The organism is Zhouia spongiae, from assembly GCF_022760175.1.
Lineage (GTDB): Bacteria > Bacteroidota > Bacteroidia > Flavobacteriales > Flavobacteriaceae > Zhouia > Zhouia spongiae.
On the sequence record NZ_CP094326.1, the window covers coordinates 571050 to 591179 of the forward strand.

At 39.1% G+C, this 20130-nt stretch carries 17 protein-coding genes; 9 read left to right on the forward strand and 8 right to left on the reverse strand.

What is annotated here, in order from left to right; genetic code table 11:
* Positions 1–19: 19 nt before the first annotated feature.
* The 4 genes from MQE36_RS02515 (at position 20) to MQE36_RS02530 (ending at position 6371) form a co-directional block, all read left to right on the forward strand.
* Positions 20–3262: an efflux RND transporter permease subunit gene (locus MQE36_RS02515; RefSeq protein ID WP_242937627.1), complete on the forward strand. Its 3243-nt coding sequence runs from the start codon at positions 20–22 to the stop codon at positions 3260–3262.
* Positions 3252–4700, forward strand: a complete 1449-nt coding sequence (locus tag MQE36_RS02520; protein ID WP_242937628.1) for a TolC family protein — start codon at positions 3252–3254, stop codon at positions 4698–4700. The genes MQE36_RS02515 and MQE36_RS02520 overlap by 11 nt, the downstream gene beginning before the upstream one ends.
* A gap of 213 nt (positions 4701–4913) precedes the next feature.
* Positions 4914–5438: a hypothetical protein gene (locus tag MQE36_RS02525; RefSeq protein ID WP_242937629.1), complete on the forward strand. Its 525-nt coding sequence runs from the start codon at positions 4914–4916 to the stop codon at positions 5436–5438.
* A gap of 333 nt (positions 5439–5771) precedes the next feature.
* Entirely contained in the window at positions 5772–6371 is a 600-nt protein-coding gene (locus MQE36_RS02530) for a DNA-binding response regulator (protein WP_242937630.1), read from the forward strand.
* 759 nt (positions 6372–7130) lie between these two features.
* Here the strand turns inward: MQE36_RS02530 and MQE36_RS02535 are convergent.
* Together MQE36_RS02535 and MQE36_RS02540 are read right to left on the reverse strand one after the other, a co-directional pair.
* Entirely contained in the window at positions 7131–8972 is a 1842-nt protein-coding gene (locus MQE36_RS02535) for a Xaa-Pro dipeptidyl-peptidase (protein WP_242937631.1), read from the reverse strand.
* Positions 8973–8991: 19 nt separating this feature from the next.
* The gene (locus MQE36_RS02540) at positions 8992–10086 is read right to left on the reverse strand and encodes a formylglycine-generating enzyme family protein (RefSeq protein WP_242937632.1); all 1095 of its coding nucleotides are present in this window, start codon (positions 10084–10086) and stop codon (positions 8992–8994) included.
* Positions 10087–10234: 148 nt separating this feature from the next.
* Here MQE36_RS02540 and MQE36_RS02545 point away from each other — a divergent pair, with 148 nt between their 5' ends.
* A complete protein-coding gene (locus MQE36_RS02545; protein ID WP_242937633.1) occupies positions 10235–10426 on the forward strand; it encodes a hypothetical protein in 192 nt (63 codons plus the stop codon).
* 46 nt (positions 10427–10472) lie between these two features.
* On the opposite strand, the gene MQE36_RS02550 is transcribed toward MQE36_RS02545, so the two are convergent.
* From MQE36_RS02550 to MQE36_RS02560, 3 genes are all read right to left on the reverse strand, one after another.
* Positions 10473–10664, reverse strand: a complete 192-nt coding sequence (locus MQE36_RS02550; RefSeq protein ID WP_242937634.1) for a hypothetical protein — start codon at positions 10662–10664, stop codon at positions 10473–10475.
* Between the two features lie 73 nt (positions 10665–10737).
* On the reverse strand, positions 10738–11619 hold the full coding sequence (fabD, locus tag MQE36_RS02555) for an ACP S-malonyltransferase (protein WP_242937635.1): 882 nt from the start codon (positions 11617–11619) through the stop codon (positions 10738–10740).
* 91 nt (positions 11620–11710) lie between these two features.
* Positions 11711–12226, reverse strand: a complete 516-nt coding sequence (locus MQE36_RS02560; protein ID WP_242937636.1) for a gamma carbonic anhydrase family protein — start codon at positions 12224–12226, stop codon at positions 11711–11713.
* Positions 12227–12312: 86 nt separating this feature from the next.
* Between MQE36_RS02560 and MQE36_RS02565 the strand changes: the two genes are divergently transcribed.
* Positions 12313–13221 carry a NifU family protein gene (locus MQE36_RS02565; RefSeq protein WP_242937637.1) on the forward strand — a complete coding sequence of 303 codons (909 nt, stop codon included), beginning with the start codon at positions 12313–12315 and terminating at the stop codon, positions 13219–13221.
* 248 nt (positions 13222–13469) lie between these two features.
* Here MQE36_RS02565 and MQE36_RS02570 read toward each other — a convergent pair whose 3' ends face one another.
* The gene (locus MQE36_RS02570; RefSeq protein WP_242937638.1) at positions 13470–15725 is read right to left on the reverse strand and encodes an inorganic phosphate transporter; all 2256 of its coding nucleotides are present in this window, start codon (positions 15723–15725) and stop codon (positions 13470–13472) included.
* Between the two features lie 190 nt (positions 15726–15915).
* Here MQE36_RS02570 and MQE36_RS02575 point away from each other — a divergent pair, with 190 nt between their 5' ends.
* From MQE36_RS02575 to MQE36_RS02585, 3 genes are all read left to right on the forward strand, one after another.
* On the forward strand, positions 15916–16116 hold the full coding sequence (locus tag MQE36_RS02575; protein WP_242937639.1) for a dodecin family protein: 201 nt from the start codon (positions 15916–15918) through the stop codon (positions 16114–16116).
* 144 nt (positions 16117–16260) lie between these two features.
* Positions 16261–17070, forward strand: a complete 810-nt coding sequence (locus MQE36_RS02580) for a mechanosensitive ion channel family protein (protein WP_242937640.1) — start codon at positions 16261–16263, stop codon at positions 17068–17070.
* A 118-nt stretch (positions 17071–17188) separates the two neighbouring features.
* Positions 17189–18007, forward strand: a complete 819-nt coding sequence (locus tag MQE36_RS02585) for a mechanosensitive ion channel family protein (RefSeq protein ID WP_242937641.1) — start codon at positions 17189–17191, stop codon at positions 18005–18007.
* Here the strand turns inward: MQE36_RS02585 and tsaB are convergent.
* Both tsaB and MQE36_RS02595 read right to left on the reverse strand, forming a co-directional pair.
* Positions 18004–18681 carry a tRNA (adenosine(37)-N6)-threonylcarbamoyltransferase complex dimerization subunit type 1 TsaB gene (gene tsaB, locus MQE36_RS02590; RefSeq protein ID WP_242937642.1) on the reverse strand — a complete coding sequence of 226 codons (678 nt, stop codon included), beginning with the start codon at positions 18679–18681 and terminating at the stop codon, positions 18004–18006. The two genes, MQE36_RS02585 and tsaB, sit on opposite strands and share 4 nt — an antisense overlap.
* 21 nt (positions 18682–18702) lie before the next feature.
* Positions 18703–20124, reverse strand: a complete 1422-nt coding sequence (locus MQE36_RS02595; protein WP_242937643.1) for a TolC family protein — start codon at positions 20122–20124, stop codon at positions 18703–18705.
* Positions 20125–20130 lie beyond the last annotated feature (6 nt).

Here is a 20130-nt window from a genome sequence, read left to right on the forward strand (position 1 = left end):
CCTTTTAAAATTACATCAAATGTTTAGTAAATTTATTAAAAGACCGGTATTGGCTATTGTTATTTCAGTAGTTATTGTTTTTACGGGCTTGCTTGCCATTAAACAATTACCAATATCGCAGTTTCCACAGATAGCTCCCACAACGGTAAACGTTTTTATTGCTTACCCGGGTGCCAGTGCTGATGTACTGGTTAAATCGACCCTGATCCCAATTGAAACTTCGATAAACGGAGTTCAGGACATGAGATACATCGCATCGGATGCTACCAGTGCAGGAGAAGGCACCATCCGGATAATATTTGAGCCCGGTACCGATCCGAATGATGCTGTTGTAAGAGTTAAAACCCGGATCGATCAGGTAATGCCGCTCCTCCCTGAGTTGGTACAGCGTGAAGGGGTTGTTATTACTCCCGTACAGCCCAGTATGCTTATGTATGTGAATTTATTCAGTAAAGAAAAAAACAACGATGAAAAGTTCCTGTACAACTACGCATACACTAAAATAATCCCTGAAATACAGCGTATAAAAGGAATCGCCAGTGCTCAAATTCTTGGAAGCCGCAAATACGCAATGAGGGTGTGGTTAAAACCCGACCGTATGAGAGCCTATAATGTTTCTGCAGAAGAAATCTTAGAGGCAATGGACGAACAGAGTATTATTGCAAGACCGGGGCGTTTAGGAAGGAGCTCAGGAAAAAAAGCGCAATCGCTAGAATATGTACTGGTATATGAAGGAAGGTATAATGAAGCCGAGGATTATAAGAATATAATCATTCGGGCTAATGAAAATGGGGAAATCCTAAAATTAAGAGATGTTGCCGAAGTAGAACTCGGGAGTGAATTCTTCGATATATACTCAAATCTCGATGGCCATCCATCTGCATCCATAGTACTAAAACAGACCTTTGGAAGTAACGGTAATGATGTTATAAAGGCTGTCAAGGAAAAGCTAACAGAAATCAAAGAGAACCTACCTCCCGGCGTTGATTATCAAATCGGGTACGATGTATCTAACTTTCTCGATGCATCCATCGATCAAGTTTTGCATACGCTAAGAGATGCCTTCATTCTTGTTGCCTTAGTTGTATTCTTATTTCTGGGTGATTGGCGATCTACGGTTATTCCTATCATTGCAGTTCCGGTATCGCTGATAGGAACCTTCTTTATCATGCAAATGTTTGGTCTCTCCATCAATCTTATCACTTTATTTGCATTGGTGCTGGCCATAGGTATTGTAGTCGATAATGCCATTGTGGTAGTAGAAGGTGTCCATGTTAAAATGGAAGAAGAACAGCTTTCGCCATATAAAGCTTCCTATGCGGTATTGAGTGAAATCGGGGGTGCCGTTGTGGCTATTACGCTGGTTATGGTATCGGTTTTCATCCCTATTTCGTTTATGACCGGTCCGGTTGGAGTTTTCTACCGTCAATTTTCGATAACAATGGCCGGAGCTATAATCATATCGGCAATTGTTGCCCTTACACTTACCCCGGTACTGTGTGCAATGTTGTTAAAAAACAACCATGGAAAACAAAAAAGGAAGTCGCCTGTAGACCGATTCATTAACTGGTTTAATACCCAATTTGAAAACTTAACCGGGCGGTATGTAAACATATTAAAACTCATTGTAAACCGTAGAGTGGTTACTTTCGGTTTATTAATAGCCTTTTGTGCAGGAATATTTTTCACCAATCAGGTTTTACCCGCAGGTTTTATTCCAAATGAAGATCAGGGAATGATCTATGCCATTATTCAGACACCACCCGGAGCTACCCTTGAACGCACAAACGAAGTAGCTAAAAAACTCCAGAAAATCTGTGAAGAAACCGAAGGCGTAGCCTCCGTATCATCATTGGCCGGATATGAGATTATGACTGAAGGGCGGGGTTCTAATGCAGGTACCTGCCTTATTAACCTCAAACCCTGGTCAGAACGTGAACATAACGTTCATGAAATAATGGAAGAACTGGAAGAAGAAACAAAAGACCTCGGGGCGGTTATTGAATATTTTGAACCTCCTGCTGTCCCCGGATTTGGTTCCTCCGGAGGTTTTTCCATGCGTTTACTCGATAAAACCAATGGCACCGATTTTCATGAGTTTGAAAAGATCAACAACAATTTCATGGATGCCCTTAAAGAGCGTAAAGAGCTTACAGGGTTGTTTACTTTTTATGCGGCTAATTATCCGCAATACGAATTAAAGATCGACAACAAAGCGGCAATGCAAAAAGGGGTTTCTATCGGAAAAGCTATGGAAAACCTCAACATTTTAATCGGTAGTACATACGAACAAGGCTTTATAAAATATGGAAGGTTTTTTAAAGTATATACCCAGGCGGCACCCGAGTACAGGGCCATGCCATCAGATCTTGAAAAGCTCTACGTAAAGAATGAAAAAGATGAGATGGTTCCTTATTCAGCTTTCATGAAAATGGAAAAAAAACTGGGACCTAATGAAATTACCAGATACAACCTGTATAATTCTGCTGCCATCAGGGGCTTGCCGGCTTCCGGTTTTACAAGTGGAGATGCTATTAAGACCATACAAGAGGTTGCGGAGAAAACGTTGCCAAGAGGTTATGATATTGCCTGGGAAGGGTTATCATATGATGAGGCTTCAAGAGGAAATGAATCAATATACATCTTTGCCGTGGTTTTAATTTTTGTATACCTGGTACTTGCCGCTCAATACGAAAGTTTCTTATTACCGCTTGCTGTGATCCTATCCTTACCAGTAGGGGTATTTGGTTCTTTTTTATTACTAAAGATCATGGGGCTTGCCAACGATGTTTATGCGCAAATCGGAGTTATCATGCTCGTTGGTTTGTTAGGTAAAAACGCTGTACTGATCGTTGAATTTGCAGTTCAGAAACGAAGGCAGGGGGCTTCTATAACAGCTGCCGCAATAGAGGGTGCTAAAGTAAGGTTCAGACCTATCTTAATGACCTCATTTGCATTTATTGCAGGATTGATTCCTTTAGTTATTGCTACCGGAGCCGGAGCTATTGGAAACCGGACTATTGGAGGATCTGCACTAGGAGGAATGCTTATCGGCACCCTTTTGGGAGTATTGGTAATTCCCGGACTGTATTATGTCTTTGCAAAAATATCTGACGGCAAAAGCCTTATCAAGGATGAAGTCACAGAGCCTGTTTCTGAAGAATTTATGAGAATCAGTGAAGACGAAAGCAGTTTGGAAAGACGTCTCCGCAAAATAAATAAGCTTTTAAAAAAATTAATGAAAAGAACAGATGATGAATAGTATAAACATAGCACCTTATAAAAAATGGGGGATCATATGCGTAATCGCCATAAGTTCACTCTATTCCTGTGTACCTGCTTTAGAATCCGTTCAAGAGAATAGAGCCATCCCGGAACAATATGAAAACAAAACGGATGATACTACCAATACAGCGCTATTAAGTTGGAAAGAGTATTTTAAAGATCCATACTTAGCATCACTGATTGAAACAGCACTAAATAACAATCAGGAATTAAATATAATGCTTCAGGAAATTAAAATTTCAAAAAGTGAAGTCAAAGAAAAAAAAGGTGAATACCTGCCATTTATCGATTTAAAAGCCGGAGTCGGAGTCGATAAAGTTGCACGATATACCAGTCGTGGTGCCAGCGAAGCTACTACTGATATTAAACCGGGAAGAGAAATGCCTGAACCTTTACCTGACTTTTTTGTAGGACTTCAGGCCCAATGGGAACTTGATATCTGGAAAAAACTACGGAATGCAAAAAAGTCAGCTCTCCTCAGGTATTTCTCTTCAGTAGAGGGCAAAAATTTCATGACAACCAACCTGATTGCAGAAATTGCCAATTCTTATTACGAATTATTAGCATTAGATAATCAATTAGCAATCGTTACACAAAATGTAGAGATACAAAGCAATGCCTTAAAAATTGTAAAGCTTCAAAAAAAGGCGGCAAAGGCAACAGAGCTTGCTGTTCGAAAATTTGAGGCAGAGGTGTTAAGTACTAAAAGTTTGCAATATACCATTCAGCAAGCAATTACTGAAACGGAAAATAAAATAAACTTTTTAACCGGAAGTTTTCCAAAACATATCGAACGAGATGCATCTCAATTTTCTATTATTGAACCAAATACTATTGTTGCCGGAGTCCCTTCTCAACTCTTACAGAATCGTCCTGACATAAAGAAGGCTGAACTGGAGTTGGAAGCATCAAAATTAGATATTAAAGTAGCCAAAGCCAGATTTTACCCTTCTTTTGATATTGTAGCGGGCATAGGTTTTCAGGCATTTGACACATCGTACTTATTAAAAAGCCCCGAATCGTTACTTTATAATATAGCCGGTGATCTTACCGCTCCGCTAATTAATCGAAATGCCATAAAAGCTGCTTATAAAAATGCAAATGCCAGACAAATACAGGCTGTATACAATTATGAGCAAACCATTTTGAACGCATATATCGAAGTTGCGAACCAATTGTCTAATATGAATAATCTGGATAAAAGTTACAAGCTCAAGACTAAAGAAGTGGATACGTTAAATGAATCAATTCGAATATCAAACGTATTATTTAAATCGGCCAGAGCAGATTATATGGAGGTCTTGCTCACACAACGAGATGCATTGGAGGCTAAATTTGAATTAATTGAAACAAAAATGCAGCAAATGAATGCCAGTGTAAATATGTATAAGGTTCTCGGAGGAGGTTGGCACTAAAACTGCTTTAAGATTGATTTAACCTGTTAATTATAACCGGTAACGAATAGAACCTTGCTTAACAGCAGGGTTTTATTTTATATGGTACGCTTACACTGACAATTCATTTTCAACGAATAATTAAGATCTTGGAAGGATTTCCATTATCCGAGGCGCATAATTGGTTAAATTACTAACCGGTGCTTACCTTTATTAATATAATTGTGTATCGAAATGCGTTGGACGGTATTTATTGTTGTTTTTTCTATTCCCCTAATGGTTGCATCTCAAAGCCTGAAAGAACTTGATAAGAAGAATGGCTTTAGAGATATAGAGCTGGGCAGTAAAATGAAGAAGCATAAATGTATGCAAAAAATGACGCCGGAATACCTTAAAGAAAATAAGCTGATCCGTGACTGGGATTATTACAATACCCTTTGTGACCATAAAACCATCAATGGCCAGCCTATCGAATTATTACTTATTAACACTTCGGACCAGAAAATTGCCGAAATAGCCATTAAGTGCAAATCTGATCGAAGTATCATTAAAACCTTAAGTGACCTCTATGGAGAACCTACATATTTTACCCCGGACCAGAACCTTTACTATTGGCGCAGCGAGGAAATAGAACTTAGGGTCTTCTTCGATAATGGCGGTATGACCGTTAATTACAAAAGTTACGGATTAAGTCTTCAACGAGATAAGATAAAAGCTAAAGAAAAAGCCAGAAAGGCCGAAGAACAATTTAAACTTTAATCCAATAGTGACGAAAACATATAACCGGATTGGGACATAAAAAAAGCATCTTGAATAAGATGCCTTTTTCACAGTTCAGATAAGGTAGGGTACTTACCGAACGTTAATCTAAAACTTAACCCAAACCTGTTTTTTCATAATGCCCTCCACAAATTTACCTCTCATTTGAATACGAATAAATACCCATATCTGGGTATTTTTCGTAAAAATACTTTTATAAAACCTCAAAAATCACAACCTTTAAGCTGCAAAAACAAACCTATATTAGACAGTTATATAATTTCTGTTTAATCTAAAAAAAATTAAAAGTACTACCTAAGCGCCCCCTTATCTATGAAAAGAAAAGTATTGATAATTGAAGATGAAGCGGTAACAGCTAATATACTTAAAGGCTTTCTTCAACAGCATCATTATGATGCCTATGTAGCTACATGCCCTGAGCTGGCCAGAACGCTGCTCGGCAGACACCGGTTCGATGTAGTAATAAGTGATATCAATCTGGGAAAAGGTATCAATGGAATTGATTTTGTAAAACAACTCATCAAGGGTATAATCCCGGTAGTTTTCTTAACTTCTTATTCTGACTCTGAAACTCTGAAAAAAGCCGAATTATCTCAACCCTACGCTTACCTTACAAAACCCTTTAATGACGATCAACTATTACTAACCCTGAACATGGCCATCGTTAATTCTAAAAAAAGGTTTATCCATTACCAAAATAACACCATCAACAAGCATCGTGTTGAATTAACCAACAGAGAGATTGAAATCGTACGGCTAATAGCTCAGGGTGACACTACTGATAAAATAGCCAACACACTACATATAAGTCCGCAAACAGTTGGCACGCACCGTAAAAACATCATGTATAAGACCAATGCCAACAATGTCATAGAACTGGTATCGCTGGCTGTTGAAATGAATTGGATTTAAGAGATTAAACAACGATGGGAATATCTCTATTAAACAGCATTATAAGAATCTAAAGACATCTCCGGAAAAGCATCTAAAAAGGTTTGAAATGCTTTTTTAGATATTACAGTCTTACTCCCTTATTAACAAGAAGATGCCGATTTAGGACAAACATTGGCAGGGCAAAGTATTCAAAAACGAAGAAAAAATTCCGGAGAGATTAAAATTCCCAATGAAGTTAACAACTCTTACAACGGTGGGCGCCGCTGAATCGTTCGTGTAGATGCTCCAACCGCAGGAATTTATACAAAACGTTCGCGGGATACTTCGAAAAAGCAGATCTTCAGTTCGTTTCTGTCCAGATTTTTATTTATCAGAATCCGGAACCGGATAGTAGTAAACTACCTCGGGGTAAGCAACGAGGCATTAAAAGGAAAACCTAAAAAACATTTCGATGCAAGCCCTGTAAAATTCCGTCAGGACTATTTCACAAGGGCAAGTTCAATGAAATTCCTTTAGGAACATTTCACAAAGACAAGCGGCGGAGCATATAAATATCGATGATCGAGTAAAAGAAGTTTCGGATAACAAAAAATAGGCCGAAGCCTATTTTTTTTAACCCCAAATCACTTTATAATGAGCATCAACCAACTCATCATCCTAGTATGTGACAATCTAAAAGTAAGATTTTTTTTAACAACACAGAAGATTACTATGTTAAAATATGATGTTTTTGCTTAATATTAACATTTCTAATTTCACTCATACACAGTAATTCGCTTACTTATTCATTGCTTTTCTATACTGCCTTACACCGCCCACAACAGGTAGTACAAGCGATGTTCCGTTCATATCTATCGTAAGTTCAGTTCCTGATTCAGGCCATAGCGTAAACTCCTTATCGGTCGAAAAGATCATTAAACCTATTTGTTGTCCTTTAGCTATAAGCTGATCATCCGGTTGTAAAGTAAACTTTACCTCATAAAATTTTCCGGGCTTTAACGGCGAACTTTTCGTTAGTGACTTATAGTTCTGTGGATCTGCCCATCCCCTCGTAATGATATTATCGGTAATCTTGGTTCCATCTCCTTCATTCCAAGGTAACGAAACCAACCAAACAGACAAATTTGCCGCTGGTTTACTACTGGCAAGTTTAACAGTAATTTCCGGAATACCGGAAATATGCACATCTTCTTTCAATGTCTCAGAAACATATAGCAACCTATGATCTGATGCTTCTGCCTTAGCCAGATCAGATCCTGAGAAGGCATGATCATCAACAAGTTTATTATTTCCGGCTTTCTTGTTACGGGTTATGCTTAAGCTTCCTGATCCGGTACCATCACCGGAAACATACAAAGTTACAGGTTCTGCATCCGGATTAGGGTATGCTACATACGGTGTAGGTTTCAAACGTTCATCATTTTCCCGTACGATCCACGCTTCGGGCTCTTTCAAAACTCCATTCTCGATACCGTGTAAATACCTGGTAAACCACTTGTTCATCATCGGGAAAGGAGGAGGTCCGCCGTGTCCGTTCTGATGATAATAAATCTTAACGGGCAGTCCTTTTTCTTTTGCAGCCTTAAAAATTCTATAACTATGTTCCGGCATTACATTCCAGTCATTAAAACCATGCGACATAAATAATGCTGCCTTAAAGGGTCCCATCTCATTCAGATAATCCCTTCCGGCCCAGAAATCATTATAATCGCCCGTAACTCTGTCTTGCCCGTTCTTCATTTCAGTATCCCGCACAGTCTTATCGGCATAGTCCCTTTTTGATTCATCCCCGCTATGGATAAAATCATAAAGCACATCTATGTCTTCTCCTAAATATCCTCCCGGCGAACGTACCAAACCATGGGAACGGTAATAATGATAGTAAGAAGTATTCGGTGCTACAGGAATAATTGCTTCCAGTCCGTCTACTCCTGTCGTTGCTGCTGCAATCGGCAGTGTACCATTATAGGAAGTTCCTGTCATCCCTACTTTACCTGTAGACCAGTACGCGACGACTTTCTCTGTTCCATAAGGACTTGTATATCCATCTGCACGGCCATTTAGCCAGTCTATGACCGCTTTAGGGGCCAACGATTCATTATTGCCTCCTACGGTAGGAGATCCCTGAGAAAGCCCGGTTCCCGGAGAGGAAGAGTGTACCACCACATATCCTCTGGGAACCCAAAGGTTGATCTGTGAGTTTGAAATAATCGGGCGCTTCCCTCTTCGTTGTACCACCGGGTGGTCGTGTGGCTTGGGTGTCGCTCCCAATTCGTGCTTTACATCCCAGAAAAATCTTTTATCGTTTGATGCAACTCCCGCAAAATAGGGACTCGTAATATACACTACCGGTAATTTTAAGCCTGCCGTTTCAGTTTGAGGCGGCCTCGTAACATCTACGTGCATTCTGTCTAATTTTCCGTCACCATCGGTGTCAAATTCAGTTTCCACCCACAAGTCGTGTCTTATCCATGTTCCCGGATCGTTAAATGCTTCCACTATCTGGGCTTCCCCATCTTTAAAAACGGGAACCGCACTTTTAACCTCTTTTTGTGCATATCCAACACAAACCATCGTTAACAAGGATAGCTGAATAATTGTTAAATACCTTTTCTTCATATATTATCAGTTTAATAGTCTATTTGAGCATTTCGGGGGTAGCAACAGTTCTAAAGCCAAGATGCTCCATCCCTGAGTCTATAGTACTCGCCATACGGGCACTATTGCGGTAACTGGCGCAGTAGGATTCGTTACACAAAAACGATCCCCCTTTGATTACCTTTTCCCTTGCATAAGGATTTCTGGGGTTATACGCATGTGCTGCGCCCCCGGGGTTGGCGACTTCGCCCGTAACGATCAGTTCATTATAGTAATTCACATTATACCAGTCTTGTGTCCATTCCCATACATTTCCCGCCATATCGTATAGTCCAAATGCATTGGGCGAAAAGCTCTTTACCGGAGCCAGTCTGTCGAAGCCATCTTCACTCGTATTTGTTTTAGGAAATTCTCCTTGCCATGTATTAGCTTCTGTCTTTAACTTCTCTTCATCCTTACCCCAGCTATACTTACTGTTCAGTTGCCCTCCTTTGGCAGCATACTCCCATTCTGCTTCCGTTGGCAAGCGCCTTCCAGCCCATTTACAATAAGCCAATGCGTCTTCGTAGGCGATATGTACAACCGGGTAATTATCTTTACCCTCTATTGAGCTTCCTGCACCTCTAGGATGGCGCCAATCAGCTCCGACTTTCCACTCCCACCACTGATAAAAATCATCCATATTTCTCACGGTATATGTTGTTCCTTTAAACAGCAAAGAACCGGGGCGTAACATTGAATCATGTGGTTTGGGAGTCCCGGGTGGCAATTGTTCTTTCATTTCTTCCCAGTCAATTTCTCTTTCTGCTATTGTCAGGTAACCTGTTGCTTCAACAAATTTTTTAAACTGTGCGTTTGTTACTTCATTTATATCGATAAAAAAACCGTCTACATGTACCGGATGAGCCGGCTTTTCGTGTTGGAGTGCCAGATTATCGCTGTCATATGCTCCCTGTGTAAAGGAACCCCCGGGAACCCATACCATACCTGCCGGAGGTGTTCCAACCTCTTTCTCCCGAACACTAACTCCCTTGTTTTCAGTAGTTTTTTCAATTGTTTTTTTAACCTCTCCACCCTTATTTTCTTTGCAAGCAAATAGGGTCAATAAAGAAATTGTAAGAAAAAGCCTCTTCATTATTTTCACTTATAACGTTATTTCATGGCAAAATAATTAAAATGTACCAACAATCATTACCGATATGGTAATAATGCCTTAATTTCTTGACTTGTAAGAATTTTATGCTTATATTCTGAGCAAAGGAAGTTTAATTAAAATCGGATCAATGAAACTGATAGATGTAAAACGCAGAACCAGATTAGAAAAAAGGTACACCAAGAAAATGGGAAACTTTACCACCCGGGTGACCTATATCAGAAAGCACATATTGGGGTTTCCGATCAAAACTTTACACAAATACCGCGAAACCTATTATGGTAAAGTGAAAGACTGCGAAGATTGCATTTTAGCAAAATAAAAAAAGCGCCAATTGGCGCTTTTTTTATATCAAAGTATTCCGGTTGTTAGTTATTATTATCAACCTCTTCTTTTACTTCTTCAATAGCATCTCCGGCTTCGTCTGCCGCTTCTTCTACAGCATCACCAACCTCATCGATGGCCTCTTCAACCTTTTCTTTGTTAGATTTTTCTTTGCAGCTTACAGTAACAACTGAAAGTCCCATTAACAATACTAATCCTAATAAAATCTTTTTCATTTTTGATGTTTTTATTTAGTTCGTCTATTTTAATATACGAATTTCGTTTAAAAATAGTTCACCAACTTAAAAATTACATCCCGGCTGAAGCCACTTCGGCACCTCTGTCTATTTTCTTAACCAAGCCTTGTAATACCTTACCCGGCCCTACTTCTGTAAACAATGTAGCACCGTCAGCCATCATTTGCTGTACGCTCTGAGTCCATTTTACCGGAGCTGTTAGCTGGGCTATCAGGTTTTCTTTTATTTCTTTCGGATCGGTTACTGCCGTTGTTGTAACATTTTGATAGATAGGACACTGCGGCTTACTAAAAACAGTTGCCTCAATTGCAGCAGCCAGCTCTTCACGTGCGGGCTCCATTAAAGGTGAATGGAAAGCTCCTCCTACCGGTAACACCAAAGCTCTTTTGGCACCTGCTTCTTTCATCTTCTCGCAGGCATCATTAATTGCTTTTACAGTCCCTGAGATCACCAACTGGCTAGGACAGTTATAATTTGCAGGAACAACAATACCGTCTATTCCCGCACATACTTCTTCCACTACCTCATCTGCCAAACCTAATACTGCAGCCATAGTGCTTGGTGTAATCTCACAGGCCTTTTGCATTGCCAATGCCCTTTGTGAGACTAATTTTAACGCATCTTCAAAACTTAAAGTTCCGTTGGCTACCAGTGCTGAAAACTCTCCTAAAGAATGCCCGGCCACCATATCGGGCTTGAAGGTATCGCCTAAAACCTTGCTTAGAATTACTGAGTGTAAAAATATAGCGGGCTGTGTTACTTTTGTTTGCTTTAAATCTTCAGCTGTTCCGTTAAACATGATGTCTGTAATAGAAAAACCAAGTATCTCGTTGGCTTTTTCAAACATTCCTTTTGCTAATTCCGACTGCTGATATAACTCTTGTCCCATCCCGACAAACTGGGCTCCCTGGCCTGGAAATATGTATGCTTTCATTTTATTTAGTTTTGTTTGTTTCAGGAAACAAAAATAAAATTAAATCGTGAAACTACTCTATCCGGAGATATTTATCCCGTGAGTTCAATATTTAATCTTTTTTGTACCACCCTGAATATTTCACATAATTATTCGCTATTCGCTGTATTTCTCCTTTGGTAAGATCGGGGCTCACTTCTTTTACTTTCCGCGCGGGTACACCTGCATAAATACTCCCCGATTCTACTATAGTATTCTGTGTTACTACTGCTCCTGCCGCTATGATACTGTTACTTTCTACTATGCAATTATCCATAACGATACTTCCCATCCCAATAAGTACATTATCATGTATAGTACAGCCATGTACAATGGCATTATGGCCTATGGATACGTTGTTTCCTATATCGGTCGGATGTTTTTGATATGTACAGTGTATAACCGCTCCGTCCTGTACATTCACCTTATTTCCCATTTTAATATAATGTACATCACCTCTTATCACAGCATTGAACCATATACTGCAATCATTTCCCATTACAACATCTCCTGCTACAACAGCATTTTCAGCTATATAACAATTTGTTCCCATTTGGGGCTCTTTCCCGTTTATTTTCTTAATGATCATTTCTGATATTATTTAGTCTTAATGATTTCCAAATATATATAATTAGGAGCGCATGATTTTGTAGTTTTGCATAAAATCAGATGAATATGAGTAAGGTAACGATTCGAATTCAGCCGACCAACAGGCCGGCCATTGTAAAGTTTGAAGCAAATGTTTTTTTAACTAAACATAAAAACTACGAATTCAAAAATATTGACGAGGCCAAGAATTCTCCCTTAGCCCAGCAACTCTTTTACCTGCCTTTTACCAAAACGGTATATGTATCCGGTAATTTTGTAGCTATTGAACGATATGATATTGTAGAGTGGGCGGATGTACAGAATGAAGTAGCAGAACAAATTGAAAACTATTTAAATTCTGGCCAACCTGTTGTAATAGAGGATACGGAAAACAAGAAAGTTCCTGTTTCTGTTTATGCTGAAAACACGCCTAATCCGGCAGTAATGAAATTTGTTGCCAATAAAAAACTGGTGCTGTCTCCATTTGAGTTCAAAAACATCGATGAAGCCAAAGAAGCTCCATTGGCCACGGCTTTGTTTCATTTCCCATTTGTCAAGGAAGTATTTATCGATGAGAATTATGTTTCTATCAGTAAATACGATATGGCTGAATGGAACGATATTGCCCAGGAGTTAAGAGAATTTATCAGGATTCATATTGAAGAGGGTAAAGATGTTGTTTCTGAAGCTCTTTCCATAAAAAGTCAAAAAGAAAACAAATCTGCATCTGTTGCTAATGAAACCACAGCGCTGGACGACACCTCTCAACAGATCGTTGATATATTGGAAGAATATGTAAAACCTGCTGTTGCCAGCGATGGCGGAAATATTGTTTTTAAATCTTATGACGATAAAACAAAAACGGTAAGTGTTATTCTTCAGGGTGCTTGCAGCGGTTGTCCGTCTTCTACCTTTACCTTAAAAAATGGAATAGAAACCATGTTAAAAAACATGATGCACGATAAGGTAAATGAGGTGGTTGCCATTAACGGCTAGTCTTTATAACTCTACGGTCGAACAGAAAAAGAAAAAGGGGCTGTCTCAAAAATTTTATGTGGTGTTAGTTCGAGCATTACTAAAGTGAACATATTTTTACGGAAAGGCATAGGCGTGGCTATCGGGAACTGAACACTACGGTTGGTTACCAACAAGATTTCAACTATAGTTTATCCTGAGCGGTAACCAAAGGACTCAACCTGATAATATGTAATTTACTTTGGGGGACAGCCCCTCTTTTATTGTCGTTATTTCTTGATCCTTTTGAAGTCTTTATGGAACTCGTTAAAAAGTTGCAACAGATTTATACTAGCCGTAATTAGATCTTTAGTTTCCAGGAGCAGGCCAAAATATAATTTTGTGTTCTTAGGACTTGTTTCTGTACTCCGGATCCTGGCTATTTGCTTTTGGATAAGTGCCGACACATTGTCAAGAAGCTCCTTTTTGTGCTCAATCACATTTTCGATATTATCAAAAGACTCATTATTAAAATCAGTCTGGATCTGCCCTAAAAGTCCCTTCAACTGTTTATCGATGCTCTTCAGGTCTCTTATCTGATTGAATTTAAGATTTTTATGATTATTATTAACATGAGCATGGCTGTTTTTTACCATATATCCGATAGACTGTACCATATCCTGTAAATAATCCAGTACTAAAATGTAAAACTTACTTGACTCCACAGAATTCTCATCCAGGGATTTTATAAAATAGAACAAGTCGCTTTTTAATTCATCAATTTCATCCTCAAGTTTTCTCAGGTTCTTTTTACTCTTTTTAAGTTTGTTCAGATCCTGAAGCCCGAGATTGTCTATAACATCCCCATAAAGTTTATTCAGTTTTCCAATAACTCCGGAAATATTATCAGAGCTTTCGGATATAATTTCATTTATGGTTATCAGGTCTGATCTGTCAAACTTGTGTTCTGTTGCTTTTTCACCGGCTTTTCGTTTATAGACCGAATAACTCCTCACCAAAACCAAAGAGGCTAAAATCAATAATGACACCAGTGCCACTGCACCTCCTTTGAACAATGCAAAAGCAAATACTGCGGCTGCTACAAAGGCCACAATAGCAGTTGCAAACCAGCCTCCGATTACACTAAAAACACCGGCCACCCTGTATACTGCACTTTCTCGGCCCCAGGCCCTGTCTGACAATGACGACCCCATTGCTACCATAAATGTAACATAAGTTGTAGATAAAGGTAATTTTAACGAGGTACCTATCGAAATCAAAATACTGGCGACAACGAGATTTACGGATGCCCTGACCATATCAAAGGCAGGTTCATTCTCAGCGCCTTTCGTTTTCTTTATGACAGGTTTTTCAAACCTGGATTCAATTTTTCTGTTTAGTCCCTTCGGTAATATAAACCGGAGTACTTCATTCAGGTTTACAGCCGCCCGCACCATCAATCTCGATAAAAAATTTGGCTCGAAACGTTCACTAACGGCATCCTGGCTTGAAAGTTTTATCTCAGTTTCCGTAACAGACCTTGCTTTTTTGGACACCCATAAGGTTATTACCATTACCAGCCCCGCCAGAAACAAAAAGACTGAAGGTGTTTTTACTTTACCGGCCAAGATCCCCATGGAAAATGCTTCGGGGTCGATTCCCGAATTAATCCATAGTTGAAACGACTGCCATGCGGCTATAGGTACCCCTATAAAATTTACCAGATCATTCCCTGCAAATGCCATCGCCAGTGCAAAAGTCCCAATCAGTATGATTACCTTGAGGATATTCCATTTAAAAACCACTATGAATATGTATGATATTGCAGTCCATATTAAAAAGCCTATGGTCAAGACCTGAAGCCTGCTATCGTTTATCCATGATAAGGTCTCCCCGGAGATAAAAGCAACTCCCTTAAGCCCTTTAATCAGAATAAAATATGTTATTGCCGTGATGGCGACACCTCCAAAAACACCTCCATAAAGCTTAATACTTTTATGATAGCGGAATGAGAAGATCAAACGGGAAACAAACTGGACGAAGGCACCGATACTGAAAGCGATCACTACCGATAATAAAATACCAAAAATAATCTGCGTTGCTTTACTTGTGTTGATATAGTTTACCAAATCTACAAAGTTTCCTCCGTTGCTATAGATCTTTATTAGTGATATGGATACGGCTGCTCCTAATAATTCAAAGACAATTGACACCGTTGTAGACGTAGGTAACCCTAAAGAGTTAAAAAGGTCCAGCAAAAGAATATCACAAATCATTACTGCCATAAAAATGATCATGATCTCATTAAAATAAAACTGCTCGGGATTAAAAATCCCCTTCCGGGCTACTTCCATCATGCCGCTTGACGATACTGCGCCAATTACAATACCAACACTGGCCACTACCATAATAATTTTTATGGGAGCTGCTTTAGACCCTATTGCTGCATTTAAAAAATTTACAGCGTCATTACTCACTCCTACTACCAAATCAATAATCGCCAACACAAAAAGTGCTGCCAACATTACCAAATATATTTGATCCATAATCTAATTTTACCAATTGCAAAAATCTATTATGAACAGGAAAACAACGTTAAGCAAATGTTATCAAAATATCACTTACACACAAACTACCTCTCTGAAAAATAAATATTTACATATTATCCGATGTTTTCATTTCTCAAAATAAAAAGGTAACTTTAGAAATAGGTCTAATTAATAAAAAACATCTATTATGGCTATTCTTAAAGTAATTGAAATTTTGGCAAACTCAGATAAAAGCTGGGAAGATGCTACACAAAAAGCAGTGAAACAAGCTTCTAAAACAGTTAACAACATCCGCTCTGTATATGTGAGTGAGCAAAGTGCTACAGTAAACGGGGATTCTATTGATGAATTCAGGGTTAATGTAAGAATCACTTTTGAAGTGAAGTAATGTTATACAATCTATGGGTGTCATTTATGCCAGACACCCTTATTTCTTCCATTTTCATCACATCGTATTAACGCATCATTAAGGAGATTTACACAGTAAATATCTATTTTTGTGCCATTAATTCTAATTAATTTTTTTAACAATATGGATATAAAACAACTTATCGATAAAATAGACTGGGGTCTGATTATAGGATATGGCCTTAAACTGACAGGGGCTATTTTAGTATGGATTATTGGTTCCTGGCTGATTAAAAAAGTAATGAAGCAGGTTGCCAGACTAATGGATAAAAGAGACTATGAAATCAGTTTAAAAAAGTTCTTGCTTAATTTAATTTCCTGGACTTTAAAAATTGTATTGGTCCTGGCCATTTTAGGTACCTTAGGAATTGAAACCACATCTTTTGCAGCCATCATTGCCGCAGCCGGCCTGGCCATAGGTATGGCATTACAAGGCTCTTTAGCTAATTTTGCAGGAGGCACTCTTATCATGATCTTTAAACCTTTTAAAATAGGCGATTTCATTGAAGCGCAGGGAGTTTCGGGTACTGTAAAGGAAATCGGCATTTTCACTACTACATTAAATACGTTCGGAAATCAATTGGCTATTATTCCCAACGGAAAACTCTCTAACGAAAATATTATAAACTATAGTGCTGAAGACACAAGAAGGGACAACCTAACCATTGGGATTGGGTATAGTTCTGACATCAAAAAGGCTAAAAGCATCCTGTTGGCTATAGCCAACGACTATAGTAAAATACTTAAAGACCCTGCGCCGCAGGTATTTGTTGCCGAACTTGCCGACAGTTCGGTTAATTTCACCTTTAGATTCTGGGCTAAAAATGAAGATTTCTGGGACTGCCATTTCTATGCCATCGAGGAAGTTAAAACGAGATTTGATGCAGAAGGAATTGAAATCCCATATCCTCATCAGGTAGAAATTCAAAAATAAAAAACACAGAAACTAATATCAAAGCGGCATAAATGCCGCTTTTTTTATGCCTCCCTATTCTGCCTGTATAGCTGAAAAATTCTTAAATTGTAAGGATATAACCTAAAATACCGGAATTATGAAAATACAAGAGTGGTTTGACAAGGATATCGACTGGGGACTCGTAATTGACTACGGCCTTAAAATCGTAGGTGCCATCGTTATATGGATTGTAGGTTCCTGGATTATCAAAAAAGTAGTCAAAGGGATCAACATCGTAATGACCAAAAGAGAATACGAAATAAGCCTGCGAAAGTTTCTGGTCAATCTTTTAAAATGGACCTTAATGGCATTGCTGGTGATTGTAGTACTTGGAACGATAGGGGTCGAAACTACATCATTTGCAGCGATCATTGCTGCGGCCGGTTTGGCCATTGGTTTGGCACTTCAGGGATCGTTGGGGAATTTTGCCGGGGGAGCACTCATTATGGTTTTTAAACCTATAAAAGTAGGCGACCTTATTGAAGCCCAAGGAGAGTTGGGCGTTGTTAATGAAATACAGATATTCACCACTATTCTCACCACTCCCGACAATAAGGTTGTCGTTATCCCAAATGGTCCGCTATCGAATGGTAATATTAAAAATTATTCGAGACTGGGGAAACTTCGTGTCGATCTTACCGTTGGGGTTTCTTATGATTCCGATATAAAAAAAACACGGGAAGTTCTTATGACAGCACTTACTTCGAATCCAAAAGTATTAAAAGAACCGTTGCCAACAGTCGCTGTCTCGGAATTAGCCGACAGCTCTATAAACTTTGCGGTAAGACCCTGGGCTACAACAGCTGATTATTGGGACGTGTATTTCGGTGCACTGGAAGACTGTAAAAATGCGCTGGATAATGCTGGAATAGAAATACCTTTCCCTCATCGTGTCCTGCTCCAAAAGGATTCTTAGCTCTTTTTGGGTCTGGTTACTACAAAATCCTTCAAATAATAAGGTTCAAAATAGGCAACATCTTCGAAGTCGTTTGTTTTGAACTTTTTTTCCGATAGCCTGGCCATTTCCCTCGCGGAAGGAACGTGTTTCGAAGTTACTACCTGAATATTGCTACCTGTTACCACTTCCTTGCATTTCTCAGCTCCCGGTCCCATAAGGTAAACAACTTCTTCATTAAGATAAGTTCCAAAAGACTCAGGTGTAATAATTTCTGCCCTGGTTGCTCTTATTTCATGATGGTCTTTATCAAACACCGCTGAATAAACTTCCATTCTGCGGGCATCCAGCATCGGCACAATCACCCCTTCGTCAATCTTCAATTGATGTGATAAAGTTTCTAACGTATTAAGGGAGATCAGGGGCTTGTCAAGTGAAAAACAAAATCCTTTGGCCGTACTTATCCCTATTCGCAATCCTGTATAGGAGCCAGGCCCTTTACTTACCGCTATGGCATCTATATCAGAAAAAGACAAAGAAGCATTTTTCAATGCTTCTTTTATAAATAAATGTAGTTTTTCCGAATGTGAATATTGAGCATCGTCCTTTTCAACCAAAGAAATGAGGTCTCCGTTTTTTCCAATACTAACAGAACAGTTGGTAGATGATGTTTCTATATTTAATATGACAGCCATACTTGCAATTAAAATGCAAGTTTATAACTCCTCTACAGGAATTCCAAAATAATATTCTAAAACTTTAAGTTTGAATATATAATCGTATTTAGCCCTTATAAGCTCTGCCTGTGCATTATCTAATCTGGCCTGAGCCTGGCTAAAATCGAAACTGTTCATTAAGCCCACATCAAAACGTTCTTTAGCATATTGGTATGCCAGTTTTCTTGCTTCCAGAGTTTTATCCGATGCCTCATATGCTTTAAATGCACTTTGAGCATCATTCCACACCTGATTGATCGTATTCTCTAAATCGAGCTTTGTTTGCTTAAGGAGCAATTCATTGCGCTTCACATTAACCTGGCCTCTCTTTACATTGTTCCTGGCAGCAAAGCCGTTAAAAATCGGTACATTGAGTGATAATCCGAAAGATTGCCCGTCATTCATCCATAGCTGGTCTACAAAAGGCAACGGGCCGGCCACTCCAAATACCGGGCTTTGTGACACGACCGCATCACCGGTCGTTTGAACGGTTCCTATCTGTGTTTCTGTAAACTGTCCGGTAGCTACGGATCTGTCCTGATGGCTCACCCTGGTATCGTATCCGTAAAAACCTGTTAAACTGGGCATCAGGGCTCCTTTCGCTATTTTCAGATCCATTTCGGCTATTTCGATATTAGCCTGAGAAAGTTTAACATCTCCCCTGAAAGTAAGTGCTTTTTGATATATTTCATCCGGTGTCACTCCTATTATTGTGGATTTCGGGATCATATAATCTTCATCGGCCACATCAAAATTCTCATAATCATCCAACAACAATAGCTGGGCCAATGAGATTTTAGATATCCTCAATGTGTTTTCAGCATTGATTATTTGTTGCTCCTGTGTAGCCGCTGTTGCCTCTATCTCCAGCAGGTCTCCCTTTGGAAGTACCCCGCTTTCTACCAACTCTTTGGTCTTTTTCAGGTCTTGCTCAGTTACTGCATACTGAGCTTTTTGAACCGCAAGGTTTTCCCTGCTAAACAATACTTGAAGATACGCATTGGCAACCGCCAATGAAATATCATCTTTCATATCGTCCATCTGGTACTGATTAGCCAGAATATTAAGTTTAGCCCTTCTATATCTGTTTTGAATTTGTAACCCTTTAAAAATGTCCACCCCCAAACTTACTCTTCCTGAAGAAAATTGAGTGGTGGCGGTGCGCAGAACCCCGGTTGTAATATCCTGGTTAAGACCGACATTCCATGAGTGAGATGCACTTCCGTTCACGGAAGGTAAAAAACTTCCAAAAGCATCGGATTTATCTATTTCAGCATTTTCAAGATCGAGTTCAGATTGTTTTATGGAAATGTTGTTTTCTATTGCATATTCTACACACTCCCTTAAGGTCCATTTTTTTTCCTGAGCCGAAACAAAATATGAACATGACAACAACAATAGCGTAGTTATTTTAAGCTTCATGAAATC